The organism is Streptomyces niveiscabiei (assembly GCF_033794345.1).
GTDB classification, from domain to species: domain Bacteria; phylum Actinomycetota; class Actinomycetes; order Streptomycetales; family Streptomycetaceae; genus Streptomyces; species Streptomyces niveiscabiei.
In genome coordinates this window covers 11228-34208 of sequence record NZ_JARAYJ010000036.1, presented here as the reverse complement: position 1 = coordinate 34208, position 22981 = coordinate 11228, and the positions used below count along the sequence as shown (strand labels likewise).

Annotated in this window: 26 protein-coding genes and 2 pseudogenes; 11 read left to right on the top strand and 17 right to left on the bottom strand. The window is 71.3% G+C overall.

Going from position 1 to position 22981, the window contains the following annotated elements:
* Positions 1-255: 255 nt before the first annotated feature.
* Positions 256-627, top strand: coding sequence for a GIY-YIG nuclease family protein (locus PV682_RS35040; RefSeq protein WP_319735791.1), 372 nt, complete (start codon positions 256-258; stop codon positions 625-627).
* Between the two features lie 73 nt (positions 628-700).
* Here PV682_RS35040 and PV682_RS35035 read toward each other — a convergent pair whose 3' ends face one another.
* The 9 genes and pseudogenes from PV682_RS35035 to PV682_RS34990 all read right to left on the bottom strand — a co-directional run bounded on the left by PV682_RS35035 (position 701) and on the right by PV682_RS34990 (position 4863).
* Positions 701-1057 (bottom strand): hypothetical protein, encoded by a 357-nt coding sequence (locus PV682_RS35035; RefSeq protein ID WP_319735790.1) that lies wholly within the window; start codon positions 1055-1057, stop codon positions 701-703.
* Positions 1054-1515 (bottom strand): prevent-host-death family protein, encoded by a 462-nt coding sequence (locus PV682_RS35030; protein WP_319735789.1) that lies wholly within the window; start codon positions 1513-1515, stop codon positions 1054-1056. Before PV682_RS35030 ends, PV682_RS35035 begins: the two co-directional genes overlap by 4 nt.
* A 68-nt stretch (positions 1516-1583) precedes the next feature.
* Positions 1584-1736: a hypothetical protein gene (locus tag PV682_RS35025; protein WP_319735788.1), complete on the bottom strand. Its 153-nt coding sequence runs from the start codon at positions 1734-1736 to the stop codon at positions 1584-1586.
* Positions 1733-2233, bottom strand: a complete 501-nt coding sequence (locus PV682_RS35020; RefSeq protein ID WP_319735787.1) for an antibiotic biosynthesis monooxygenase — start codon at positions 2231-2233, stop codon at positions 1733-1735. The genes PV682_RS35025 and PV682_RS35020 overlap by 4 nt, the downstream gene beginning before the upstream one ends.
* Positions 2234-2292: 59 nt before the next feature.
* Positions 2293-2948: pseudogene (locus tag PV682_RS35015) on the bottom strand (aminotransferase class IV).
* Between the two features lie 73 nt (positions 2949-3021).
* Entirely contained in the window at positions 3022-3450 is a 429-nt protein-coding gene (locus tag PV682_RS35005; protein WP_319735784.1) for a type II toxin-antitoxin system VapC family toxin, read from the bottom strand.
* Entirely contained in the window at positions 3447-3719 is a 273-nt protein-coding gene (locus PV682_RS35000; protein WP_319735783.1) for a hypothetical protein, read from the bottom strand. Before PV682_RS35000 ends, PV682_RS35005 begins: the two co-directional genes overlap by 4 nt.
* Positions 3720-3796: 77 nt before the next feature.
* The gene (locus PV682_RS34995; protein WP_319735782.1) at positions 3797-3997 is read right to left on the bottom strand and encodes a DUF397 domain-containing protein; all 201 of its coding nucleotides are present in this window, start codon (positions 3995-3997) and stop codon (positions 3797-3799) included.
* 11 nt (positions 3998-4008) lie between these two features.
* Positions 4009-4863, bottom strand: a complete 855-nt coding sequence (locus PV682_RS34990) for a helix-turn-helix domain-containing protein (protein WP_319735781.1) — start codon at positions 4861-4863, stop codon at positions 4009-4011.
* 82 nt (positions 4864-4945) lie between these two features.
* Between PV682_RS34990 and PV682_RS34985 the strand changes: the two genes are divergently transcribed.
* The 4 genes from PV682_RS34985 (at position 4946) to PV682_RS34970 (ending at position 7752) form a co-directional block, all read left to right on the top strand.
* A complete protein-coding gene (locus PV682_RS34985; RefSeq protein ID WP_319735832.1) occupies positions 4946-5437 on the top strand; it encodes an ATP-binding protein in 492 nt (163 codons plus the stop codon).
* Positions 5438-5527: 90 nt separating this feature from the next.
* Entirely contained in the window at positions 5528-6463 is a 936-nt protein-coding gene (locus PV682_RS34980; protein WP_319735780.1) for a DMT family protein, read from the top strand.
* Positions 6464-6534: 71 nt separating this feature from the next.
* Positions 6535-7176 carry a class I SAM-dependent methyltransferase gene (locus PV682_RS34975; RefSeq protein ID WP_319735779.1) on the top strand — a complete coding sequence of 214 codons (642 nt, stop codon included), beginning with the start codon at positions 6535-6537 and terminating at the stop codon, positions 7174-7176.
* A 225-nt stretch (positions 7177-7401) separates the two neighbouring features.
* Positions 7402-7752, top strand: a complete 351-nt coding sequence (locus PV682_RS34970) for a hypothetical protein (RefSeq protein ID WP_319735778.1) — start codon at positions 7402-7404, stop codon at positions 7750-7752.
* Between the two features lie 6 nt (positions 7753-7758).
* Here PV682_RS34970 and PV682_RS34965 read toward each other — a convergent pair whose 3' ends face one another.
* Positions 7759-8259 carry a type III secretion system chaperone family protein gene (locus PV682_RS34965; RefSeq protein WP_319735777.1) on the bottom strand — a complete coding sequence of 167 codons (501 nt, stop codon included), beginning with the start codon at positions 8257-8259 and terminating at the stop codon, positions 7759-7761.
* Positions 8252-9580: a D-inositol-3-phosphate glycosyltransferase gene (gene mshA, locus PV682_RS34960; RefSeq protein WP_319735776.1), complete on the bottom strand. Its 1329-nt coding sequence runs from the start codon at positions 9578-9580 to the stop codon at positions 8252-8254. The genes PV682_RS34965 and mshA overlap by 8 nt, the downstream gene beginning before the upstream one ends.
* A gap of 203 nt (positions 9581-9783) precedes the next feature.
* On the opposite strand from mshA, the gene PV682_RS34955 reads away from it, so the two are divergent.
* The 4 genes from PV682_RS34955 (at position 9784) to PV682_RS34940 (ending at position 13959) form a co-directional block, all read left to right on the top strand.
* Positions 9784-10179: a CPCC family cysteine-rich protein gene (locus tag PV682_RS34955; protein ID WP_319735775.1), complete on the top strand. Its 396-nt coding sequence runs from the start codon at positions 9784-9786 to the stop codon at positions 10177-10179.
* A gap of 2 nt (positions 10180-10181) precedes the next feature.
* Positions 10182-10961: a class I SAM-dependent methyltransferase gene (locus tag PV682_RS34950; protein WP_319735774.1), complete on the top strand. Its 780-nt coding sequence runs from the start codon at positions 10182-10184 to the stop codon at positions 10959-10961.
* A 227-nt stretch (positions 10962-11188) separates the two neighbouring features.
* The gene (locus PV682_RS34945) at positions 11189-12262 is read left to right on the top strand and encodes a C40 family peptidase (protein ID WP_319735773.1); all 1074 of its coding nucleotides are present in this window, start codon (positions 11189-11191) and stop codon (positions 12260-12262) included.
* 257 nt (positions 12263-12519) lie between these two features.
* The gene (locus PV682_RS34940) at positions 12520-13959 is read left to right on the top strand and encodes a PP2C family protein-serine/threonine phosphatase (RefSeq protein WP_319735772.1); all 1440 of its coding nucleotides are present in this window, start codon (positions 12520-12522) and stop codon (positions 13957-13959) included.
* 52 nt (positions 13960-14011) lie between these two features.
* On the opposite strand, the gene PV682_RS34935 is transcribed toward PV682_RS34940, so the two are convergent.
* From PV682_RS34935 to PV682_RS34925, 3 genes are all read right to left on the bottom strand, one after another.
* A complete protein-coding gene (locus PV682_RS34935) occupies positions 14012-14356 on the bottom strand; it encodes a DUF2516 family protein (protein ID WP_109363341.1) in 345 nt (114 codons plus the stop codon).
* Between the two features lie 124 nt (positions 14357-14480).
* Positions 14481-15164, bottom strand: a complete 684-nt coding sequence (locus tag PV682_RS34930; RefSeq protein ID WP_319735771.1) for a hypothetical protein — start codon at positions 15162-15164, stop codon at positions 14481-14483.
* Positions 15165-15259: 95 nt separating this feature from the next.
* Complete coding sequence (locus PV682_RS34925; protein ID WP_319735770.1) at positions 15260-15691, bottom strand: helix-turn-helix domain-containing protein; 432 nt, start codon at positions 15689-15691, stop codon at positions 15260-15262.
* Between the two features lie 91 nt (positions 15692-15782).
* Here PV682_RS34925 and PV682_RS34920 point away from each other — a divergent pair, with 91 nt between their 5' ends.
* A complete protein-coding gene (locus tag PV682_RS34920; RefSeq protein WP_319735769.1) occupies positions 15783-16286 on the top strand; it encodes a DUF2199 domain-containing protein in 504 nt (167 codons plus the stop codon).
* 178 nt (positions 16287-16464) lie between these two features.
* Here PV682_RS34920 and PV682_RS34915 read toward each other — a convergent pair.
* Together PV682_RS34915 and PV682_RS34910 are read right to left on the bottom strand one after the other, a co-directional pair.
* A pseudogene (locus PV682_RS34915) lies at positions 16465-17267 on the bottom strand (phosphotransferase).
* A 50-nt stretch (positions 17268-17317) separates the two neighbouring features.
* Positions 17318-18457 carry an FAD-dependent oxidoreductase gene (locus tag PV682_RS34910; protein ID WP_319735768.1) on the bottom strand — a complete coding sequence of 380 codons (1140 nt, stop codon included), beginning with the start codon at positions 18455-18457 and terminating at the stop codon, positions 17318-17320.
* 54 nt (positions 18458-18511) lie between these two features.
* Between PV682_RS34910 and PV682_RS34905 the strand changes: the two genes are divergently transcribed.
* The gene (locus tag PV682_RS34905) at positions 18512-19195 is read left to right on the top strand and encodes a TetR/AcrR family transcriptional regulator (RefSeq protein WP_319735767.1); all 684 of its coding nucleotides are present in this window, start codon (positions 18512-18514) and stop codon (positions 19193-19195) included.
* Here the strand turns inward: PV682_RS34905 and PV682_RS34900 are convergent.
* Positions 19185-22952, bottom strand: a complete 3768-nt coding sequence (locus PV682_RS34900) for an nSTAND1 domain-containing NTPase (RefSeq protein WP_319735766.1) — start codon at positions 22950-22952, stop codon at positions 19185-19187. The two genes, PV682_RS34905 and PV682_RS34900, sit on opposite strands and share 11 nt — an antisense overlap.
* Between the last annotated feature and the right edge of the window lie 29 nt (positions 22953-22981).

Sequence of the window (22981 nt, the reverse complement as noted above, 5' to 3'; positions counted from 1 at the left end):
CGCAGCTACGTAGGCCAGGGACGGTCTGTCAGCGGCGACCAGTAGCCTGCGACGATCAGCCGTCACGCGCCTGGAGATGTCGTGGAAGCTACCACTCTCGTCAGTCCCGATCAGTTGTGGTCGGCGCAGGAGGTCTTGGTTCGTCCGAGCCCTGTGCCAGCGGCGGCAGGGGTCTACGGGTGGCACTTCGAGCAGCCGCCCCACCCCGACCTGGACGCTGGGCGCCTGCTGTACGTCGGTATAGCCCCACGGTTCATGTCGAACCGGACCAGCACGCAGAACCTTCGCAAGCGGGTGCGCTACCACTACCGAGGCAACGCGGCCGGCTCGACGCTGCGGCTCACCCTCGGATGCCTGCTCGGCCTTGAACTGCGCCGTGTGGGCAGCGGCAAGCGGATGACCTTCGGCAAGGCCGGCGAAGCCACCCTGAGCCAGTGGATGGCGGACAACGCGCGAGTGTGCTGGATTGGGCAGAGCGAACCATGGGACCTGGAGTCACAGCTCATCTCCCAGCTCGACCTCCCGCTGAACCTGGACCAGAACCGCCATAACGCGTTCCACGGTCGCCTGAAGGAGATACGAGCCCAAGCACGCCAGCGAGCACGAGAGTTGCCTATCAGCTCGTAGGCCGTCGGACGGGCGCCCTCTCTGTGGCTTCTCTGCGGGGAGGGGGCTTGTTCGCTGTGTGCCAGGGGCCGTTTCAGCTGTCCGTGTCCTTGGGGTGCCGGGTGGACGCGTAGACGAGGTGCACGGTGTGACGCGGCTCGTCGACGAGGTAGCGGACCCGGCCACCGGAGGTGACCTCGTACTCCCATTGCGGGTACTGCGTGCCGCCCAGGGTGGCGGTGGCGAGGCGGCCACGGAGCCGGTGCCGGCGGTCGGGGTCGTTCGTGGAGTCGGGGGAGCTCCGTAACGCTTCGTAACAGCGCCGAGTGTTGCCCGGGGCTTCCGTGCACAGGTCGCCCCAGCCCTTCGCCGCTTCGTTCGTGGCGAACCGCAGGCGCCATTCGGTGCCGACCGGCGGTGGCGGGACGTCGTCGCCGCGCTTGGGGCTCATGGAGCGGGTGCCTCGCCGTGGTCCTCGTCAGGAAGGGGGGTGGTGAGCTGTGCCGTCAGTTCGGGGTCCGCGAGGATCCTCGCGGTGGCGCGCCACTCGACGATGACCCGGTGCAGATTGGAGTGCACATCCAACTCGACGGCGTCACTGGTGGCGTTCACGAGGTCGACGACGAACTCACGCACCTCTTCGGCGGAGAGGTGGCGGGCCCACGGAAAGACCGCCGGCAGAGCTGCCAGGACAGCTCGGGCACCTTCGTCGCTGCTGATGAGCGCCGTGAACAGCCGGGCGGTGACGTCGGCCGTTTCCTCGCGCTGCCGGTCGTGGCGTTCGGTGGTCAGGTACAGGTCTTCGCCGTCACGGCGGGTGACGTGAACCCGCTGGGCTCGTTCGACGCTGTCGGCAACCCGCTTGGAGTTCTTCGACAGGTCGGAGAACGAAACAGTCAGGGTGGACATAACGGCAAGGTACTTCGGAATGTGTTCCGAAGTCAAGGGGTGGCGTTGAGTCGAGAGGGCGAGGTGGATCACCTGTCGTCCGCGACGGCCTCGGCTCTGGACGGGAACGCGGAGGCCAGGTAGTGGCGTAGCCGTTCGGCGTCTGCCACTGTGGCGCGTTCGCTGGACCGGCGTACGGTCACGCCCCGGCCTTCGTCCGCAGCGGGGTGCCTGGAGGTCACGGCTGGTCCGCGACTTTCCCGGCCACCGCGTCGAGGAACGACACGTCGACGCCGGTCAGGTACTGCTCGCGCTCGGCGAGGAACCGCTTGGTGTGCGGCTGCGCCTCGTGCGTCTCGAACGCGGCGCGGTCCGCGTACAGCTCGTAGAAGACGCGGACGAGGGGTTCGCCCTCGGGGATGTGCGTGACGTAGGCCAGGGTGCCCGGCTCCTGTGTCCTGATGCCCTTCAAGGTGTCGAGGACCAGTTCGTCGAAGGCGGCTGCTGCTTGCCGATCGCGGAGGGTGAAGCGTACGAGCAGGCCGAACTGGCGTTCACTCATGAGCGTTCCTCGGGTGGGCCAGGTCGGGAAGTGGTCGAACTCGCCGGCTTTGACGCCCCTGAGGAAGGCGGCGAGTTTGGCGGGGGTGGGGGTGATGGTATCGGTGGGTTTGTTGCTTTCGCGGAGCAGGATGTGGCCGTCGTGGTGGGCGAGTTCCACGCATTCTTCTGCGTCCACGCTGGAGAACTACGAGTGTGGCGTCCGCGTCCAGGTGCCACCTCCGTCATGCCGGATACTTACAGTTCCTCGCCAAGGACGGACAGGTATGTCTCACGCAGTGCGCTGAGCGCCGGGTGGTCGACGGCCAGGGGTGTGCCGTCGATCGCCGACAGGGCGCGCACGCCGATCGAGGTGTTGGTGGCGAAGGCGGCTGGCATGGCCTTGGCCTCGTCGAGGGTTAAGGCAGTGGTCTTGTACTCGGCGCGTTCCTGGAGCAGCGTGGTGGTCACGCCGGGGAGTACCGGCCCCTCCGGCCGGATGACGGTGCCGTTCTTGTCGATGAAGCCCACGTTCCACGTTCCGCCTTCGGTCACGTGCTGGTCGGGACCGAGGAAGAGTGCGTCGTCGAATCCCCTGAGCCGTGCCGTGCGGCGAGCGTGCAGCGCCCCAAAAAGGCCGCAGTGCTTGACCTCTGGAAGATCACGCTCGTACCGCACGCTCATCACGGTGAGTGGGGGCGGAGGCAACTCACCCGCAGGACGCACAGTCACCATGATCTGAGGTGTGCGTCGAACACGGTCCGGCTGTCGCGGACGAGTCGTTCCATGTGCAGGGACAGTCCGCGGATGCGGCGATCAGCGTCGACGCGCATGGAGGTGAAGTGTCCGTACGACGTCAGTGCCAGGGGGAGTAAATCCTCTGCCGTCGTGGGGTGTTCGTTCAGGTTCGGCATGCCGTTCAGCATGTCAGCCGCGCACCTGCGTGGCGGGACGCTGGAGCAGGTCGAACTGGCGAGAGCGGGTGACCTACCCGCCGTGTTCCCAAGGGTTCAGCAGCAGCACGCCTGTGCGGATCAGGTGTTTGGTGTTTCTGCTGACCAGGGTCCAGTTGTTCGCGAGGGCTGTGGCAGCGATCAGGGCGTCGGGTGGGTCGATGGTGGTGCCGGTGGTTTTGAGGTGTTTGTGGAGGGTGAGGTAGGCGAGTGCTTCCCTCTCTCCTACGGGGGCGATGCGGTCGCGGTACTCGTGGCGGATGCCGGTGAGGGCCTGTTGGAAGGCGGACCTACGGACGGGGTCCGGGGTTGCCGCGACGCCTGCCTCGATCTCCGCGACGGTGATGACACTGAGGTGGAGGGCGGGGGACGGAGCCGAGCGTGCCCAGGCAACCACTGCGGGGGCGGGCTTCGGTCGTGTGGTGAGTTCGGCGACGACGTTCGTGTCGAGCAGGTAGATCACTCGCCGCTCGCCGCGTCGTCGTAGGAGCGTTGGCCGAACTCCAGGCCCTCGAACGGCGCCGAGGTCAGCCGTTCCAGGAATCCGTCGCTGCCGAGGGTCGCCCAGCGGTGGAGCATGTCGGGCAGGGCGTCGAGGTCGGTGTCGGCGAGTTCGGCGTCGAAGTGGGTGACCTGCTGGGCGGGAAGCGACTCCCGGATCTCCCGGATCGTCCGCAGTGGGTGGCGGGGTTCTTCGGGCTCGTGCGGCGGTGGGCTCGGGGCGGTGCTCATGGTCGGCTCCTTCGCGTCGCGGCCCGCGGACTGGTCCCACGTCCAGGGTAGGGCGGGGAAGGTGCGCGAGGGATGGGTCAGTTCAGGAAGTGGTCGAACTCGCCGGCTTTGGCGCCCGCGAGGAAGGCGGCGAGTTTGGCGGGGGTGGTGGTGATGATCTCGGTGGGGTTGTCGCTCTCGCGCATCAGGATGTGGCCGTCGTGGTGGGCGACCTCGACGCAGGCTTCCCCTCCGTCTCCGGAGAACGACGACTTCTGCCACTGGATGGATGCGCTCATGCTGGTGCGTCTCACAGTTCTCGTGCGATGTGGTGGATGAGCTGCCGCGACTCTTCCGGGCTGAGCGATTCGCGCTCGGCGAGGTCGAGCAGCTTCGCGTACCTCTTGAGGTCGGCCTCCGAGTCCAGGTAGCGGCCTCCGAACGGGCTGTCGATCTGGACTGTATCCAACTGCGGAACGACCCCGTACGCGTATACGACGGGCTGTGTGACCTCGATGAACTCCTCGCACGTGAACGGGATGACGCGCACGATGAGTGAGGGGCGGTGAGACGCCTCCACGAGGTGTTCGAGCTGTTCCCGGACCACCTTCCGGCCGCCGTATCGCATACGGAGAGCAGCTTCGTGGATGATCGCGGTGAACGGTGGCGGATCGTCCCGGTCGAGGATCGCGGCACGCCTGAGCCGGTGCTCGACGCGCGTTTCGATCTCGTCGGCGGGTCGTTTCACCAGAGACGCGGAGAACAGGGCGCGAGCGTAGTTCTCGGTCTGGAGCAGGCCGGGGAGGGTGATGGTCTGCAACGTACGCAGCTTGGTCGAGTGGTGCTCCAGCTCCGCGATGTCCAAGAAACCCGGGGCAAGAATGCCTCGGTACTCGTCCCACCAGAACTGGCCCCGGTGCTCGCGGGCGATGGCGCAGAGTGCCTCGATCAGGAGTTCGTCGTCGCACTCGTAGAAGGACGCCAACCGTCGGATCCGCTCCTCGCTGACCCCGATCCGCCCCGCTTCCAGGTGACTGATCTTGGCCTGGTCGACGGAGAGCATCCCAGCGGCTTCCCGTGAGGCCCGGCCCGCCTTGTCGCGCAGTTTTCGCAGCTCAGCGCCGAGGCGTGCCTGACGCACGGTCGGGTTCTCCCTGGGTGGCATGAGTCCCTTCCCCTTTGCCTGATCTGCGGGTGCCGTTCACGCTCCCATGGTTCCACCCTTCTGCGTCAACCTTTGGTGAAGGATTGCCACGTGGCATAACTGCCCCCTACGGTGCTTCTCGCGCAACGGACGCCCGCGTTGGGAGACCCCGCCATGTCCTCGTCCTCCACCCCCCCTGACCGTCCGCCTCATCGCCGCCAACGGCTCCTTCGCCGCTGCTCTCCTCCGCGACCAGCTCGCTGCTCTCCTCCGTACGACCGGTCACGAGAGCCTCGTCGACTCGGCGCGGCTGTGCATGAGCGAGGTCGTTACCAACGTGTACCGGCACACCAGGACGCGGCTCGTGTACGTCAGAGCGGCGGTGACCGAGAAGAGCGTCACGGTGTTCGTGCGGGACGATCTGCCGTGTGTGCTGGCGATGCCCGAGGTGGTGGATTTCTGCGAGGGCGGGAGGGGGCTGTTTCTGCTCGACAGCCTCACCGACTCGTGGGGGACGCGGATCTATGGGGCGCCGGCGCCTTCGGGGAAGGACGTGTGGTTCCAGTTCGTGGCGGGTGGACGAGGGGTGTGCTGAACCGGCGTCGGGGACCAGGCAACGTCGGCGGCCGATCCCTCGTCTGGCAGGGGGAACAGGTAGGAACCACCCCCCGAAACGGAGCGCCCGGTGCTCGTAGGACTGCTGACCGCCGTCGTGGCGTCGATCTGTTACGGCACGGGTTCCGTGCTGCAAGCTGTCGGCTCCCGTAAGGCGGCCCGGCGCGCGGCGGCTGAGGCGGGGCAGGTCACCGCGCACGGTGGGCCCAGCCTCTCGTCCACCGCGAAGGCCGCGATGACCTGGGAGTTCATCGTCGGGACGATTCTGGACTTCGTCGGCTTCGGGCTGGGGGCGCTGGCCGCCCGGCTGCTGCCGCTGTTCCTGTCGCAGACGGTGATCAGCGCGAACCTCGTCATCACGGCCGTGCTCAGCGTCAAGCTGCTCGGGATTCGGCTGACCAGGGCGGAGTGGACGTCGATCGGGGTGGTGTGCTCGGCGCTGGTGCTGCTGGCGAGTGCGGCGGGGCCGGAGGGGAGTGGGCGTACGCCGATCGCGACGCACTGGTGGCTGCTCGCGATCTCGGTGTTGTTGATGGTGGGCGGGACGGTGCTGGTCCGGCTGCTCGGGGGGCGTGCCGCGATCCTGGCGGGCCTGCTCTCCGGGCTGGGCTTCGGCGCGCTCGGTGTGGGCGTGCGGGTGCTGAACGGGATCGACCCGTTCGACGTGGGCGCGCTGCTCGGTGACCCCGCGCTGTACGCGATCCTCGTCGCCGGGATCGGCGGCATGTACCTGCACACGGTGGCGCTCCAGATCGGCTCGGTGAACGGCGCGACGGCCGCGCTGGTCGTCGGCGAGACCGTGCTGCCCGGCATGATCGGGGTGTGGTGGCTGGGGGACGCCTCCCGGCCCGGGTTCGCCTGGCTCGCGGTGATCGGGTTCGTGCTGGCGGTCTCGGGGGCGGTGGCCGTGGCGTGGTTCGGGTCGGAGGGGGAGGCCGGGGAGGCTACGGCGGCTTCGGACGACGCCGTCGGCGGGGAGCCGGAGCTCGCGGGGGAGCGGGGGTAGCGGGGGAGCGGGGTCGGCCGGGGGTTTTAACCGGGTGCCCGCGAAGATCGGCGGACGTATGTTCTGGGTGCATGGACTGGCTCACCTGGCATGACGCGTACGACAACCCCGACTCCTACCTCTCAAGTCGCCTAGTTCTGGTGAAGGAACGCCTCCGCGAGGCCCTGGACGCCGCCCCGGAGGGCGAGTTGAGGGTGGTGAGTCTGTGCGCGGGGCAGGGGCGGGACCTGATCGAGGTGCTGGCCGAGCATCCGAGAAGGAAGGACGTGTCGGCCCGGCTCGTCGAACTGGACCCGCGTAACACCGAGTTCGCCCGGAAGCTGGCCGCAAAGGCGGGGCTCGACGGGGTCGAGGTCATCACCGGGGACGCGTCCCGCACCGACCATTACGCCGACTTCGCGCCCGCCGACGTCGTCATGGTGTGCGGGGTGCTCGGGAACGTCGTCCGCGCCGACATGGAGCGCATCGTCGACCACTGCACGGCACTGTGCCGGACCGGCGGCACGCTGGTGTGGACCCGTACGCGGCACTTCAACACGCCGCTCCAACAGTGGCTGGAGGAGCGGGAGTTCGAGCCGGTGTGGGTGTCGGGGCCGGAGGTCGAGTACGGGGTGGGGGCGCATCGGTACCGGGGAGCCGCCCGCCAACTCCCGCCAGGCGTCAGCATGTTCGACTTCGTCGGCTACGACGTGCTGGACCCACAGGAGTTGTGAGCGGCGCGTCTGCCTTAGTGAAGTGGAGTGACCCTCACGTATCGTCAACTGACCGCAGTTCAGCGGCTCTTGGTCAAGAAGATCTGGCGTTTTCGCTTTGCGGAGCGAATCTTGGTGCTAGCGTGATACGCAACAAGACGAGAGTGGCCCCACCAGAGCCCGGAGTGTTACCAGCACTCCGCTGATGGGGCCGTGACGACAACGACTTCGTAAGGAACTGTCGCCATGCGCCATTCTATCGCGCACGCCTTTTTTGCCTGCCTGCGCACCCTGCTCTCCCTCGTCCTCCCCGGGACGGGTCAACGCCGCAAGGCGGCTGCGCCCACCGCGCCCGCCCCCGAGCCCGTCATCCCGGAAAGCCCCTGGTCACGGCCCTGGACCTCGCCGTCCAAGGAAGAGGCCGCCGAGATCTTCCGGCGCCAGGCGGAGCGCCAGGCGCAGGCGAGGGCCGAGTACAACCTGCGGCGCCAGAAGGAACGCCGCCGGGTGCTGGAGTTCGCGGCGATGGGGATCGACTACCCGTACACGTACCCGGGCGCGCCGTTCGGGTTGGACGAGTTCGAGGTGGGCGCGTGAACTGCCTTACGTAGCAGGGTGGTTGCTGGGCTTCGTCAGGTGGCTGAACGCGTCGAGGTTGCGGGTCGACTCGCCGCGTGACACCCGCCACGCGTACTCCTTGCGGATCGCGGAGGCGAAGCCCAGCTCCAGCAGGGTGTTGAACGCGCCGTCCGCCGCTTCGAGGGTCTGGCCGAGGAGGCGGTCGATCTCGTCCGGGGTGACCGTGGACAGGGGCAGGCGCGCGGTGACGTAGATGTCCCCCAGGGGGTCCACCGCGTAACTCACCCCGTACAGCTTCAGGTTGCGTTCCAGCAGCCAGCGGTGGACGGCCGGTTCGTTCTCGTCGGGGTGGCGGATGACGAAGGCGTTCAGGGAGAGGGAGTGGCGGCCGACGCGGAGGGAGACCGTGGTCTTCAGCTTGCGGGTGCCGGGGAGTTCGGCGACGTACGTGCCGGGCTCGGGGGACTCCCAGGAGACGCCCGCTTCGCGGAGCGCCGTCTCGATCACCTCGTGCGGGTCAGCCATGGTGCGAGCGTACGTGCTGGACGGCGGCGGCGTAGACGTCGGCCGTGGCCGCCGCCGCTGTGTCCCAGCCGAAGCGCTGGGCGTGGCTGGCTGCGGCGCGGCCCATGCGGTGCGCCAACTCCGGTGCGTCCGCGAAGCGTTCGAGGACGCGGGCGTAGCGGGCGGGGTCGTGGCCGTCGATGAGGAAGCCGGTCTCGCCGTCGCGGACGGCGACGGGGAGACCGCCGACGGAGGCCGCCAGGATCGGCGTACCCGTCGCCTGCGCCTCTATCGCCACGAGGCCGAAGGACTCGCTGTACGAGGGGACGACGAGGACGGACGCCGCGCGGAACCAGTCCGCCAACTGCGCCTGGCCGACGGGGGGTCGGAAGCGGACGACGTCCGCGATGCCGAGGCGGGACGCGAGTTTCTGGAGGCCCTCCGGCTTCGCGAGGCCGCTGCCGCTGGGGCCGCCGACGATCGGGACGACGATCCGGGTGCGCAACTCGGGGCGGGCGTCCAGGAGTTCGGCCACCGCCTTCAGGAGGATGTCCGGCGCCTTCAGGGGCTGGATGCGGCCCGCGAAGAGGGGGACCAGGGCGTCCGGGGGGAGGCCGAGGCGTGCGCGGGCCGCGGCTCGGCCGTCGCCCGGCGTGAAGCGGTCGAGGTTGACGCCGGGGTGGACGACGGCGACCTTCGCGGGGTCGGCGTGGTAGTGGCGCACCAACTCCGCCGCTTCCTCGGCGGTGTTGGCGATCAGCCGGTCGGCGGCGTCGACGATCTGGGTCTCGCCGATGACACGTGCCGCCGGTTCGGGGGTGTCGCCGTCGGCGAGGTTCGCGTTCTTGACCTTGGCCATGGTGTGCATGGCGTGGACGAGGGGGGCGCCCCAGCGCTGGGCGGCCAGCCAGCCGACATGACCTGAGAGCCAGTAGTGGGAGTGGACGAGGTCGTAGTACCCCGGCCGGTGGCCCGCCCACGCCTGCATGACGCCGTGCGTGAAGGCGCAGAGCTGGGCGGGGAGGTCCTCCTTGTTGAGCCCCTCGTAGGGGCCCGCGTCCACATGGCGTACCAGTACCCCGGGGGCGAGGTCCACCGTGGGAGGTAGGCCACCCGTGGTAGCCCTCGTGAAGATCTCCACCTCGATGTTGATCGCCGCGAGGCGCTGGGCCAGCTCGACGATGTAGACGTTCATCCCCCCGGCGTCCCCGGTGCCGGGCTGGTGCAAGGGCGATGTGTGCACGGAGAGCATCGCGACACGGCGCGGCCTGCGGTGCGGGAGCCGCAGCCGCGGGGTCGTGGCCGGGGAGCGACGCCCGAGCCGGCTGACGTACTGGCTCACGTGGCGTTTCCTCCTTGCTGGCGGTGCTGCGGGCATGACAGAGGGAGGCTGGCGCGCCTTCCAAGGGGGCAACAGCGGAGGGGGTGAGCCGAATTCCCTTGCCGGACACTTTTCCGAATCATTACCTTTACGGCTCAACCGTGCGGCGGGGTGGCGGCGACCGCCATCCGAGCGCCGCGCGCGACGTACCGAGGAGACGCACCGTGACCGGCCCGCCCGACGAGATCTTCCCCTGTCCCTGCTGTGGGCACCTGATGTTCTGGGAGCTGGGCAACTACGACATCTGCGACGTCTGCTTCTGGGAGGAGGACGTCACGCAGCTGCGCTACCCGTGGTGCGACTTCGGTCCGAACGGCGGCCTGAACCTCATCGACGCGCAGGCGAACTACGCACGGATCGGCGCCGTGCGCGAAGACCTGCTGCGGCACGTCCGCCCGCCCAAGGACGACGAACCGCTCGACCCCGGCTTCCGGCCCGTCGACCTCGCGCGGGACGCCTTCGAGCCGGAGTTCACGCGGACTCCCGACCCGGAGAACCTCATGGACCTGTACTACTGGCGGCCCACCTACTGGCGGCGTCACCTGCGCCTACCCTCGTAACCATGACCCCCCGTCCCGTCGGTACCGTCACGCGCGGGACCACCAATCCCAATCGGCTGCGGCGTATGGACCGCTGGATCGCGGACGCGCACGGCGCGGTGCTGCGGCGGGCTGACGATCCCGTCGCTGTCGATCTGGGGTACGGGGCCGCGCCCTGGACGGCCGTCGAGCTGCTGGCCCGGTTGCGGGAGGTCGCGCCTCGCGCGCGCGTGGTGGGCGTCGAGATCGATCCCGCGCGCGTGGCCGCCGCCGAGCCGTACGCGCGCGAGGGGCTCGTTTTCCGGCACGGCGGGTTCGAGGTGCCGGTGGAGGGGCGGCCGGTGCTGGTGCGGGCCGCGAACGTGCTGCGGCAGTACGACGAGGACGCCGTCGCGGGCGTGTGGGCGCGCGTGTGCGGGCGGCTCGCGCCGGAGGGGCTGTTCGTCGAGGGGACCTGCGACGAGATCGGGCGGCGGCACGTGTGGGTCGCGCTGGGCCCGCAGGGGCCCCGGACCGTCACCTTCGCCGCCCGGCTGGCGTCCCTGGAGCGGCCGTCCGACCTCGCCGAGCGGCTGCCCAAGGCGCTGATCCACCGCAACGTGCCCGGGGAGCCCGTCCACGCGTTCCTGCGGGACTTCGACCGGGCCTGGGCCGCCGCCGCGCCGTACGCGTCGTACGGGGCGCGGCAGCGGTGGATCAGGGCGGTACGGGACCTGGCGGGGGCGTGGCCGGTCGTGGACGGGGTACGGCGCTGGCGGCAGGGCGAAGTGACCGTGGAGTGGGGGGCGTTGGCGCCCCGGTGACGTCTCGTGCGCCTTCCGGACACGATCACCCGTTCGAGTGACGCCCGGCGGGAACGCCTCGGTTGCGCCGTTCGTCACACAGGCAACGGGACACAGGCAGCGGAACGCAGGCAACGGAGGGCTCGTGGCGGCAAGGGCGTACAAACCCTGTCGTTTTCGGTCGGGGCGTGACACGATCCACCGGGCATCGGCAAGTTACTGACGGTAAATCAGTTGGGGGAAGCGGTATGGGGACGGGCAAGCGCACCCTGGTGGCCACGGCCGTGGGCGTCGTCTGCGCGGTGGTGGTGCTCGGGGCTCCGGCGACGGCGTTCGCGGCCCCGGACCCGGGACCCACGGTCACGGCGACCCCCGCGCCCAGCAAGGACCTCCAGGCCGTACGCGCCCGCCTGGACGCGCTGTACCACGACGCCGCGGTCGCCACGGACGCGTACAACGCCGCCGAGGAGGCCTCGAAGGAGCAGTCCGCGACGATCGTCGCGCTGGCCGAGCGGATCGTCGACGGCAGGGAGCGGCTCGCGAAGCTGAAGGACCGCGCGGGGGCGGCGGCCCGCGCGCAGTACCGCGGCGGCGGCCTGCCGGACGAGGCGAAGCTGATCCTCAGCGACGACCCCTCCCGGTTCCTCGACGGAGCGGACCGCGTCGCTCAGGGGCAGAAGGCGACGAAGGGGCTGCTGGAGCAGCTGACGACGGTCCAGGCGGACCTGGAGCAGTACGCGCGCGACGCCGCCGTCCAGTGGCAGAAGCTGGAGGCGGGCCGCAAGGCGAAGGCCGCCGCGCAGAAGCGCGTCGAGCAGCAGATCGCCGCCGCGAAGAAGCTGGAGGCCGAGCTCCAGAAGGAGGAGCTGGAGCGCCTCGCCGAGCTGGAGCGGCAGGCGGCCCAGCAGGCGCAGACGAAGTGGCTGGACGCGAACACGGGCGTCGTGGACGGGAGCGCGGCCGGCGCGACCACGCAGGGCGCCAAGGCCGTCGCGTACGCGCTCGCCCAGCGCGGGAAGCCGTACGAATGGGGCGCCGAGGGGCCGCTCTCGTACGACTGCTCCGGCCTCACCTCGCAGGCGTGGGCCGGCGCGGGGACGGCGATACCCCGGACCTCCCAGGAGCAGTGGCGGCAGCTGAAGCACGTCGACATCAAGGACATGCGGCCCGGAGACCTGATCGTCTACTACGCGGACGCCAGCCACATCGCGATGTACATCGGCGAGGGGCAGATGGTCCACGCGCCGAGGCCGGGGCGGACGGTGACCGTCGCGGGGGCGGGGTCGATGCCGATCCTGGGGGTGGTGCGGCCGGACGCGTAGGGGTGTGAACCGGGTTACGTGACGCAGGGCACGCGCGCTTGATCCGAAACCCCGCCGGGACGTGACGTTCGTCATTCCCGCACCTCACCCGCACTGCCCAACTGCGGTACGGAACGCGGCATATGCCATTGACGCGAGATCAACCTGGGTGCCGTACACCATTCCGCTCCGGCGCTTTCTGCCGCTAGGGTCCCGCTCGGTGGGACGAGTCCCTCGTCACCGCCGTGCCCTCGGGGGGAGGGGAAGGAACCCTAGACATGCCCGTACCCGTACCGCGGCAGAGAGCGATCCCGGCCGTGGAGTGTGGTCAGGCGGAGACCGAGTCCCGTCCGCCGACGGCTGCGCCGGGCGCCCCCGCGAGCGGCGTGCTCTCCGACGCCGCCGACGTGGCCGCCGACGCCCCCGGCGTACCCGGCTCCGCGGCCCTCACCGGCGTACCCGGTACCGGTACGGCCCCTGACGCGCCCGACGGGCCCCTTGAGACGCCGGGCGTCCCGGGCGCCCCGGCGTCGACCGGCGGAGCCCACCTCACCCTGCTCCTCATCCAGGACGACCCCGCCGCGACCCCCCTCGTCCCGGACCTCCGCGACTCCGCGGGCCAGTCGATCCGCGTCCGCGCCGCGCGCAACCTCACCGAGGCCGAGCGGCTGCTCACGGACGACGTGCACTGCATCCTCCTCGACCTCGCGCTGCCCGCCCCCGGCTGCGGCGAGGACGGCAACGAGGACGAGCTCGCCGTCCTGCGCCACGTCCTGCGCCTCGCGCCCCGGCACGCCGTCCTCGCGCTGACCGCCTCCGGCGACGCCGACCGCGCCGCCGAGGCCGTACGGGTCGGCGCGCAGGACTACCTCTTCCGGGACGAGCTGGACGGACGTCTGCTGAGCCGGGCCATCCGGTACGCCGTCGAGCGGAAACGTTCCGACGCGGCCGAGCGCAGGCTCGCGGAGGGGCGGCTGCGGGCGCAGGAGAACGCGCGCCTCGAACGCGGGCTGCTGCCCACGCCGCTGCTCGACGGCGCCTCGCTGCGGTTCGCCGCGCGCTACCGGCCGGGGCGCTCGCGCGCGCTGCTCGGCGGCGACTTCTACGACGTCGTCCGCACGCCCGACGGGATCGTCCACGCGATGATCGGGGACGTCTGCGGGCACGGGCCCGACGAGGCCGCGCTCGGGGTCGAACTCCGCATCGCCTGGCGGGCGTTGACGCTGGCCGGGCTGTGCGGGGACGAGCTGCTGGGGACGCTCCAGGAGGTGCTGGAGCACGAGCGGGACGACGAGGAGCTGTTCGCGACGCTCTGCACCGTCGACATCGACGCCGACGGGTCGCGGGCGCGGCTCTGCCTCGCCGGGCACCCGGCGCCGCTGGTCGTGCGCGACGGGCACGCCGAGTTGCTGCCGTACGCCGAGAACGGGCCCGCGATCGGGATGCTGCCGTGGAAGAGCTGGCCGCGGATGGAGGTCGAACTCGGCGCCGAGTGGAGCCTGTTGATGTACACCGACGGGTTGATCGAGGGGCGCGTCGGGGGCGGGAGCCGGGAGCGGCTCGGGCAGGACGGGATGGTCGGGATGGTGCGGCGGCTGTGGGGGGAAGGGGCGCGGGGGGAGCGGCTGCTGCGGGCGGCCGTGCGGGAGGTGCGGGAGATGAACGGGGGCGAGCTGGCGGACGACGTGGCCGTACTGCTGCTGGAGCAGGGGGAGTAGGGGGAGTGGGTCCCTGGTGGGGGACCCCCTCGTCGTACCTCCGTACTACTCCCTACCTACCACCGTTGTACGGGCCGTACGGGCCGTCGCTGCTCGAACCGCCCCTGCCGCCGCGCCCGCCCTTCCCGCCACCCGGCAGGGACCGCAGCGCGGGGCGGACGTCGACCATGTACACGATCGTCGCCACCAGGCCGATGATCGGCAGGAACGACAGGATCGGGAAGATCAGGTTCACGACGAAGGCCAGGCCCAGGATGATCATCCAGAACGGCTTCGTCTGCTTGCTGACCGCCCGATAGCCGTCCTCACGGCGGATCGCCGCGTCGAAGAGCGCGAAGCCGCTGAAGACGATCAGGGCCAGGCTCAGCAGAGCCATGAAACTGCTGAATCCTTGCATCAGCACAACGTCCACCACCCGGTTCGACTACTCGTCCCTTACGCGGTCACCGTACCCGCAACCCTCTGTCCGCTACCCCTTCAACGGGCCGGGCCCCGCGAGAGTGCCCGGCCCGTCGCGCGGGTCACTTCGCCGGCGGGGTCGTCTTCTTCGCGGCGGCCTTGCGGGGGGTGGCCTTCTTGGCGGGGGCCTTCTTCGCGGGGGCGGCCTTGGGCTCCTCGGCCTTGGCCTCGGTGGTGGTGGCGGTGGCCTTGGGCTCGGCGGCCTCGGGCTCCTCGGCGGTGTCCTCCTGGACCTCCACCGCGACCGCCAGCTCCTGGATCTCCTCCGCGGCCTCGCCGCGCCACGTCCGCACGGCCTGCTCGCCGTGCTCGGCGACCTTCTCGTACGTCTCGCGCGCCTTCACCGCGTACTCCGCGGCCACGCCGACGCCCCGCAGCGCGAGGTCCTGCGCGGACTCGCCGAGGCGCTTGAGGTCCGCGTCGAGGGTGGTGCCGAGCTTCTTGAAGTCGCCGTCCAGCGCGGTGACGAACTCGCCGACCTTGGTCTGAAGCGTCTCCTGCGCCTCCTTCGCCCGCTCGCCCGCCTTCACACCGGCCTCCTTCGCGCGGGCGCCGGCCTCCTTCGCGCGCGCCTTGGGGTCGCTCTCCCGCACGGCCTCGAACCGCGCCGGGGCCTCCGTACGCAGCTGCTCCACCAGCGCGGGGACCTTCTTGACCTCCTGGAGCGCGAGGTCGGCGGCGCCGGCCGCGAAGTACAGGGGGGTCGGGTCGCTGAGGGTCTTGCGCAGATCGTCGGTGATGGCCATGGTGGGTGTTCCTCCCGGTTTCGCGTTCGTCACGTACGTCGGCATCGGCCGAGGTGATGCTGATCCGCAGTCGGGCGGCCGGTCCCCTGGACCGGTCAGCCGGCCGCCCCCTGCGGGTCGCTGTCGTCGTCCTTCTTCTGTACGGGGCTGTCGGTGCCGTTCGGCTGTACGGGGCCGTGGGGCCCGTTCTCCTTGCGGAACGACTCGTAGATCTGGAGCAGCGCCTGCTTCTGCGGCTCGGTCAGCGTCGGGTCCGCGAGGATCACGCCCCGCGTCTCCACCTCGTCGAGATCCCGCTCGGCGTCGAGGATGCCCGCCCGGACGTACAGCGTCTCGGCGGAGATCCGCAGCGCCTTCGCGACCTGCTGCAACACCTCCGCGCTCGGCTTCCGCAACCCCCGCTCGATCTGGCTGAGGTACGGGTTCGACACCCCCGCGGCCTCCGCGAGCTGCCGCAACGACAGCCGCGCGTTCCGCCGCTGCTCGCGCAGGTACTCGCCGAGGTTCCCGACATTGAGCGATGCCATGCCCCCACCATGCACCGCCCTTGCTAACTATTGCAAGCACCCGCTTGCAAAAGTGCGCCACGTCACGGGGAACGCTTTGTAGGCTCTCCCCATGGCCAACGATCTCGGATTCGCCTGCGCATGCTGCGACGGGCACCACGGCGAGCCGCCGATGAACTACTCCGCCGCCGCTCCCTATGTCTGGGACCCGAGTTACGCCGATGCCCCCGACTGCCTGCTCTCCTCGGACCAGTGCGTCATCGAGGCGCGGCACTACTTCGTCAAGGGGCTGATCGAGATACCGGTCATCGGCGGCGACGAGGTGTTCTCCTGGGGGGTCTGGGTCTCTCTCAGCCGTGAGAACTTCTCCCGCGCGGCCGACCTGTGGGACACGCCGGGGCGCGAGTCGCAGAAGCCGTACTTCGGCTGGCTCACCACCGAGCTGCCGGTCTACTCCCCCGGCACCGTCAATCTGAAGACCCATGTCCACACCCGCCCGATCGGTGAGCGGCCCCTGGTCGAGCTCGAACCCACCGATCACCCGCTCGCCGTCGAACAGCGCACCGGCATCACCATGGACCGGGTGCGCGAGATCGCCGAGGCCGTACGGCACTGATCGTGCCGCTGCTCTCGCCGCCGGGGGAACCGGTGTGCCGGGGCCGGCGTATCCGCAGGCGCCCGTACCGAGTTGACGGCCGGTGTCTGTCCGGAACGCTGTTCAGCGGCCATGGGGGCGGCCCCGCTCCAGGTCACCCTGGGCGCAGGGGCACCGTTCCCGTGGCCATGGGGGCCGTTCACTTCAGCAGGGCCGCCCTGAACGCCTCGCGATGTTCCGCCAGCCAGCTCTGCAAGCGGTCCCAGCGTGCCCAGCCGCCGCGTTCGGTGAGGGCCTGGAGGTAGACGGGGTCGCCGGTGGTCACGCGGTGGGTGACGAAGGCGCGGCAGACGGCCGTGGCCTGTTCGACGAAGTCGGGCAGGTCGGCGCGGTCCTGGGGCGGGAGGCCGTAGCCGTCGGCGAGGATGCGCAGGCGCGTGGGCGCGTCCAGGCCGGCGGGGTAGTAGGCGGACGCCGAGGCGGGGTCGACCAGCGGTACCCAGTAGCGGGCGGTCATGGCGACGTCCCAGAGGGGGCGGCCGGGAGCGGCCAGGTCGAAGTCGATCAGGGCGGCGGCACGGCCGTCGCGGAAGACGACGTTCTCCGGGCACACGTCGTTGTGGCACAGCATCGTTCCCCCCTCCGGATCGGCGAGGTCCGAGGGCCACTCGGCGCCGGGGTCGACCGGGACGGCCGCGCTGCTCTCGTGCAGCTGCCGCAGCAGGCTCCCCACGGACGCGAGGGCGGAAGCCGTCATCGCCCGGTCCGGGAACGGCGGCAGGGCCACGTCTCCGGGGATGAAGGTGAGCCGCTCGCGGCCGTCCTCGGTGAGACCGACAGGAACCGGCGCCGCGTCGAAACCGTGCGCCCTGAGCGCGCGGAGGTACGCGTGCAAGGCGCGCGCATGGCGCGGCGCCGGACGCTCCACCAGCTCCCCCCCCGCCGGAACACCGCCCCCGCGTTCGCCATACCGCCGACCAGCGCCCCGCCCTCAGCCGTCATACCGGTCACGCTATCGCCGTACGGCCCCGCGCGGACGCGGCACTCCGGGTTCAGGACGGCTGGACCCTGTCGAAGTGGGCGACCGCCTCCATGGGGTCCGGGCCGACCAGGCGGTCCAGGCCCGCCGTCGTGATCCGGGCCCACTTCGCGGCCCGTTCCCACATGCGGAGTTCGAAGGCGCGGACCGCCGCGTCGAGGTCGTCCGTCATGAGGGACTCCGCCAGTTCGGCGCCCTCCAGCATGGCGAGGTTCGCACCCGCGCCGAGGGGTGGCATCAGGTGGGCCGCGTCCCCCAGGAGGGTTACGCCAGGAGTGTGGGGCCAGGTGTGGGAGACGGGGAGGGTGTGGATGGGGCGGTGGGTGAAGGCCGTGCCTCGGCGGAGGAGGTCGAGGAGGGCGGGGGACCAGCCGGAGAACAGGGTCAGGAGTGCCGTACGGAGGGACTCCGTGTCGGACGGGTCCAGGCGCGCATGCCAGTCCTCCGGCGCGCGGAATTTCGCGTACACCCTGACCCGGCCTCCGCTGCCCCGCTGTGCGACGAGGGAGCGGTTCGCGCCGTACGCCGCCAGGGAGCCGTCGCCGATCAGGCGGGCGAGGCCGTCGTCGGCGGGCTCTTCGCCGAGGGACGTCTCGACCGAGGTCACCCCTGTGTAGTACGGGGTGACCGGCGAGACGGCGGGCCGGGTGCGGGACCAGGCGCCGTCCGCGCCGACGACGAGGTCGTACGTCTCCTCGCGGCCGTCCGCGAAATGGACCCGCCCCGGTACTACCCGGGTACCCCTCAGGTCGTACGGGCCGCCGGTGCCCGGCTCCACCCGCGTCACCTCCCGACCCCACTGGACGTCGAGCGGCCCCAGCAGCAGGTCGCGGAGTTGGCCGCGGTCGATCTCGGGGTTGGCGAGGTCGCCCGGACGGGGACGCCAGTCGCGCAGGACCGTGCCGTCGGGGGCGAGGATGCGCATGGCCTGGGCCTCGGGGCGGGACAGTGCCGCGAACTCGTCCAGCAACCCCGCCTTCTCCAGGGCGAGTTGGCCCATCCCCGCGTGGAGGTCGAGCGAGCCGCCCGGGGGGCGCGCGTCGGGCGAGGGGTCGCGTTCGAGGATCGTGACGGCATGGTCGTACCCGTGTAGTACCCGCGCGAAAGTGAGGCCGGCGGGCCCGGCTCCGGCGACAGCGATGCGATGTCCCATGTCGATACACTGTATTTTCACGATGCGGTGTATCGCAACCGTACGATGTCGACCATGACTGTCTGGGACCGGCCCGAGCCCCCCGCCCGCCCCGTACCCCTCGACCGCGACCGCATCGTCACCGCCGCCATCGCCCTCGCCGACGAGGGCGGACTGGACGCGGTGTCGCTCCGCAAGGTCGCCGCCCGGCTGAACGCGGGGCCGATGCGGCTGTACGGCTACATCGCGACGAAGGAGGAGCTGTACGACCTGATGGTGGACGAGGTCCACGCCGAGATCGTCCCCGACGAGCCCCCCGGCGACTGGCGCGAAGCCCTGCGCGCGCTCGCCCACCGCACCCGCCGTACGACCCTCCGCCACGAATGGCTCGCCGACCTCCTCGGCGGACGCCCCACCCTGGGCCCCCACGGCCTCGCCGTGACCGAGGCGAAACTCGCCGCCCTCGACGGCCACGCGGACATCGACACCGCCCTGCGCGCGGTGGAGACGGTCAGCGCGTACGTGACCGGCGCACTCCGGCGCGAGATCGCACACCTGCGCGCCGAGCGCGCCACGGGGCTCACCGACGCCGACTGGCAGCGCGCCTCGGGCCCGCACGTGATGAACATGCTGGCCACCGGCCGTTTCCCGGCGCTGGCCAAGGCCGTCCACGACGGCACGGAGACCGACGCGGAGACGACCTTCGCGACCGGCCTCGACTGGGTCCTCGACGCGATCGCCACCCGCCTCACCCGCTGACGGCCGCCAGGATCTCGCGGATCGCCCGCGCCGGGTCCGGCAGATCGACGTCCCACAGCTCGACCGTGTTTCCCGCCACGACGGCGAGGGTACGGCCGTCCGGACCGAACGCCGGCGTCGCGTACGAGCGGGTCGGCAGGGTGCGGCGGGCACGGCCCGTGGCGAGGTCCCAGAGGTGGACCGCGCCGGGTTCGCCGGTGGCGAGGGTACGGCCGTCGGGGCTGAAGGCGGGGGAAACGGCCTGGTCACCGGCGTCGAGGGTGTGCTGGAGGCGGCCGGTGTGGACGTCCCAGGTCTTCACGGTCCCCGTGTCGCCGCTCGCGGTGGCCAGGGTCCGCCCGTCCGGGCTGAACGCGATGGACAGGAAACCGCCGACGCCGGGGTCGAAGGTGCGGCGGATGCGGCCGGTCGCGGTGTTGAGGAGGGTGAGCTGTTCGGCGCGGGAGTGGATGGTGGCGAGGGCGAGTTCGCGGCCGTCGGGGCTGAAGGCCACGCTTCTCACGGGGTGTTCGTCGCCGGTGCGGATGGTTTTCAGCGTGTCGGTCGACAGGTGCCAGATCTGTACGGTGCCCTCCCGGCCGACGGCGCCGAGTCGGGTGCCGTCGGGGCTGAAGGCCACTTCGTCCATTGGGCCGAGGCGCCGACTGTGGAGGAGGCGGCCCGTGGCGAGGTCGCGGACTTCGATCACGCCGTTGCCGACGGCTCGGGAGACGAGGGTGCGTCCGTCGGGGGTGAACCCCACGGCGGTGCCGCGGGGGTTCGGGCCGGCGCCGAGGGGCGGCGGGGTCCCGGGGGCGTTCCGGGGCCGCACCGGGGTTTCGTCCGGCGGCGCCGTGGGCATGCGGGCGCCGGTCCCCGCGTCCCAGAGCCGCGCCGAAGCCTCCTGGACCTTCCCGCGCATCAGCGAATCCGGCAGCGAGTCGTGGGAGACCGTCGCGACCGCCCGCCCACCCGGCCCGAACGCCACCCCCGCGACGTACGTCCCGGCAGGCCCGTACAGCGTGGCCCTCGGACGATTCGAGGACCAGCGCTGCACGCGCACGGCCGGGCCCCTGTTTCCGCTGGTGACCAGCGTGCCGTCCGCGCCGAGGGCGATCTCTGGCGTTCCGCGCCCGTGGTGCCCGGCGGTCAGCGTGCTCAGCGCCGCACCGGACACGGCGTCCCAGATCCGTACGGTGTCCCCCGGACCGGCGACGGCGAGGGTCCGCCCGTCCGGCGCGAACGCCGGGCGCCCGCCCGCGTCGAGAGCGCGCCGCACGGCACCGGTCGCCACGTCCCGCACCTGCACCGAACCGCCGACGGGGGAGAACGCGTACGTCCGCCCGTCCGGGCTGAAGGCGACGTCGCCGCCCCCGGTCCGGCCGCCGTGCACGGCCCGGGTCCGCCCGGTGACCGTGTCCCACACCCGTACGCCCCCGTCGACACCGGCCGCCGCGACGGTACGCCTGCCGGGCCCGAAGCCGACGGCCTGCGCGTCGCGGAGCCCGGCGAGGGGCCCGCGGAGCCGGCCGGTGCCGGTGTCCCACAGACGTACGCCCGCCGGGGAGGCGACGGCGAGAGTCCGGCCGTGGAAATCCATCCCGCGCACGGAACCACCCCCGACGGTCAGGGAGTTGACCCGCTTGCCGGTGACCGGGTCCCACAGGACGACCACCTCGGCGGACGCGACCGCGAGGACCCGCCCATCGGCGCCGAACACCATGTGCCCGGGGTCCGCACGGCCCGCGAGCATCCGTAGGAGCCGCCCACCGGACATCTCCCAGATCCGTACGGAGCCGTCGGCGCTGTGCGCGGCGAGGAGCCGCCCGTCCGGGCTGAGGGCGATGGCCTGCACGGGCCGCTCGCCATCGACGAGCCGTCGGCGCAACGGCAGTGAAGCGGCGGCGTACAGAGCCTCGGTGGCCTCCCGAGTCGCCCCGGCCCGGTACGCCCGCACGGCGAGCAACGCGGCCCGATCGGGATCGGAACCCAGCAACGCCCCCGACTGCGCGGCCAGTTGCCGCGACTCGGCAAGCCGCTGCGCCCCGACGGCACTCCGCCACTGCCCCACGGCGAGCCCGGCACCGAGGAGGGCGAGACAGAGGGCGGAGACGACGGAGACGAGGACGAGCCGGGACCGACGGCGGCCACGCTGGGCGTGGTTGAGGCTTGCGTCGAGGAAGGAGCGTTCTACGGGGGTGAGTTCGGGGAGGTCGGTGGGGGCGTGAGATGCGCGCTTGACGTTGGCCAGGGGGTCGGGGTCGGTGGTGGCGGGGCCCGTCGGCTTCCCGAGTTCGCCGTTGGCGGGATCGGCCCGCTCCCCGCGCCCGCGGCCCACGAGCCTCCCGAGCCCTCCGCCGAACGGCCCTCTGCTCTCCGTACCCCCGAAGTACTCCTGCGCCGCGGCCAGCCGACTTCCCCGGTACAACGCCCCTTCCTCGCGCCCCAGTTCCGCCCAAGCGTCCGCAGCCGCCGTCAACTCCCGCTGTGCTCGGAGCCGTTCACGGTCAGCCTCGATCCACCCCCGCAGCCGGGGCCACGCCGTGATCAGGGCCTCGTGGGCCAGCTCGACCGTGTCGCCGTCCAGCGTGAGGAGGCGTGCACGGGTCAGCGCCTCCAGAACGGGACCTGTTTCGCCGGGGAGTTCGGCGCGCTGCACAGGGCGGCGCGTGTCGGGTACGCCGTCGCCGGGCTCGATCAGACGCAGCAACACCCGTCGTGCGGTGGCCGCTTGGACCTCAGTGAAGCCGGCGTGGACCCGCTCGGCGGTCCGGGTGATCGCCCCGTCCAGGCACCCCGCCGCCTCGTACCCCGCCAGGGTCAGCGTCTTGCCCCGCCGCAACCGCCACGTCTCCAGCAATGCGTGTGACAGCAACGGCAGTCCACCCGGCGCCCCGGCGACGTCCTCGACCAGCCGGCTCGTGAGGGCGCGTTCGACGGTCAGCCCGCTCGCGGTGGCCGGCTTGACCACGGCGTCCCGCAACTCGGCCGGACTCATCGCACCGACGAGCAGATTGGCGTCCCGCAACGCCTCGGCGAGCCCCCGGTGTTCGGCGCACCGGCCGTAGAAGTCACCGCGTACGGCGAGCAACACCCGCACCCCGCTGCCGGGTCGGCGCGCGGTCAGCAACATCTCGATGAACCGGTCCCGTTCGGCGGCGTCCCGGCAGAGAGTGAACACCTCCTCGAACTGGTCGACGATCACGTACGTCTCCGGCCCGGCCGGCGTGAGGAGCCGGGCGTGCGTGCGGGCGGGATGCCCGCCCGGCGTCAGGATGCGGATCGCGGACGGACGAGGGTCCCGGGCCCGCCGCAGCGCGGGGATCAACCCGGCCCGCAGAAGGGAGGACTTACCGCTGCCGGAAGCCCCGAAGACCGCGGCGAACCGGCGACGGCTCAGCAACTCGACGAGGTCGGCGGTGAGTTGCTCGCGCCCGAAGAACAGGGCGCTGTCGTCGGGCTCGTACCGGGCGAGCCCCCGATAGGGCGGCGCGCAACCGTCGTCCGGCGGCCCCTCCGCGGCGGCCTCCCGCCAACGCGCCTCCCACCAGGCCGAGTTGCCCCCGCAGGCCCGCACATACGCCAACACCACCGGCAGCGTGGGCAACTGCTCCCCGCCCGCCGCCCGCGACAACGTGGTCACCGAGTAGCCCGCCCGCAGGGCGAGTTCACGGTAGGTGACCCCGTCCGCCTCCGCCCGCAGCTTGCGCAACTCGAACGCGAACCGCTGCACCGGCCCCGCCGCCGGATCGACCGGCACCTCTCTCCGCCCTGCCACGGCCTCAACCCCCCATTGTTCGGACCCCG